Origin of the sequence: Mesorhizobium sp. M7A.F.Ca.CA.001.10.2.1, assembly GCF_003998575.1 — a bacterium.
GTDB lineage: Bacteria > Pseudomonadota > Alphaproteobacteria > Rhizobiales > Rhizobiaceae > Mesorhizobium.
Genome location: NZ_RZQY01001156.1, coordinates 1 through 888, shown reverse-complemented (window position 1 = coordinate 888; position 888 = coordinate 1). Strand labels below are relative to the sequence as shown.

1 protein-coding gene and 1 pseudogene are annotated in these 888 nt (G+C 59.3%); both read left to right on the top strand.

Features of this window, described 5'->3' with window-relative positions; genetic code table 11:
* Positions 1–218 precede the first annotated feature (218 nt).
* Positions 219–404 carry a hypothetical protein gene (locus EN964_RS35830; RefSeq protein ID WP_127271300.1) on the top strand — a complete coding sequence of 62 codons (186 nt, stop codon included), beginning with the start codon at positions 219–221 and terminating at the stop codon, positions 402–404.
* A gap of 232 nt (positions 405–636) precedes the next feature.
* Positions 637–888, top strand: a pseudogene (locus EN964_RS35825) (alpha/beta hydrolase); the annotation flags it as partial.

The following is an 888-nucleotide window of genomic DNA, read 5'->3' as shown; positions in this document are numbered from 1 at the left end:
GGCCACGCCGCCAGGCGTGGACGGGAATAAGCGGCCGCGCCCAGGTCACGGCCTTTCCAAACTCATTTGCATGCAAATGTTTCCGGATCGCCTGATCCGGAAACCAAAAAGCTGTTTTCGTGAAATTCGCCAGATACATGGCAGGCGCATTCAACCGGCATCGAATGGCAGGCTGGAGATATCTTTCCAGCCGCCGCAACGCTCCAGAGGAGACAACGATGTCAATGCTCGAAAACCTCGGCCGCTATGGCACGGCCATCAAGAATGCTCACGACCGCAGCAAGGCGCGACGCCTGTTGAACAGCCTGCCGCCCGAAATCCAGAAGGATATCGGCTGGCCGGTATCGCCGCGATCCAGCGAAAAGGCCGCACTTATCAACACGATCTGGAGCGCCGCGCGCTGATGACCTTCGCCGACAAATGCAAATTGCTCGGCATGCGTCGGGGATCTCGCATGTCCCCGGCGACCACCAGCAACCGGCTGCGTGCCGCACTTCTACCACGTCGCTGAGCACCGCGGCGCGGATCACACCACCGTGTAGATACGGCGCAAATCTTGACATTTTCGGCCACGGCACGATCTTCGAAGATAGTGGGGGTTCTCTTAGTCGGCTTTGCCGAAGTTCGTGTATTCGCATGCCAAGTTTGAAAAGCCATGTCGTGTCTTTCGTCCTGCGGCACAGCCGCAAGCAGGCATTTGCCAGTCCGGAAAATTTGCAGCGCTGGATCGCGGCCGCGCGCAAGACCGAGAACCACCGCCCGCCCGCCTCGTTGCATCAGCGTCTCGACATCGAGATGCATACGGTCGATGGCTTCCCCGTCTACGAAATCGCACCCAGGACCGGCGAGCAGAAGCGGATTCTCTACTTGCACGGCGGTGCCTATGTC